Origin of the sequence: Streptomyces milbemycinicus, assembly GCF_002154605.1 — a bacterium.
GTDB classification, from domain to species: domain Bacteria; phylum Actinomycetota; class Actinomycetes; order Streptomycetales; family Streptomycetaceae; genus Streptomyces; species Streptomyces milbemycinicus.
Map to the genome: position 1 here is coordinate 1 of NZ_MUNE01001245.1, position 541 is coordinate 541.

Annotated in this window: 1 protein-coding gene; it reads left to right on the forward strand. The window is 68.8% G+C overall.

The window, feature by feature from the left end; all coding sequences use genetic code 11:
* Positions 1-541 (forward strand): SidA/IucD/PvdA family monooxygenase (locus tag CCN51_RS52395; protein ID WP_143676263.1); only part of this gene is annotated, 541 nt, incomplete at both ends.

Here is a 541-nt window from a genome sequence, read left to right on the forward strand (position 1 = left end):
ACCCCCGCCGGACCCGAACAGCCCCTGGACCTCGCCGGCATCGGCATCGGACCGTTCAACCTCTCCCTGGCCGCCCTCGCCCACGGCATCCCCTGCCTGCGCACCGCCTTCTACGAACAGCGCCCCGCCTTCCACTGGCACCCCGGCCTCCTCATCGACGGCGCCAAGGTCCAGGTCCCCTTCCTCGCCGACCTCGTCACCCTCGCCAACCCCACCAGCCCCTGGACCTTCCTGAACTACCTCAAGGCCCACGAACGGCTCTTCCCCTTCTACATCGCCGAGCGCTTCCACATCGAACGTGCCGAATACGACGCCTACTGCCGCTGGGTCAGCCGCCACCTCCCCGGCCTCCACTTCGGCCACCAGATCGACGCCGTCCGCTGGAACCACGACCACCTCCTCTTCGAACTCGACTTCACCGAACTCGACGCCACCGGCGAGGCCCGCCACATGGGCCGCAGCTACGCCCGCGCCCTGGTCCTCGGCGTCGGCACCGAACCCCACGTCCCCGCCCCCCTGTGCCTGTCTCTTATAACCATCT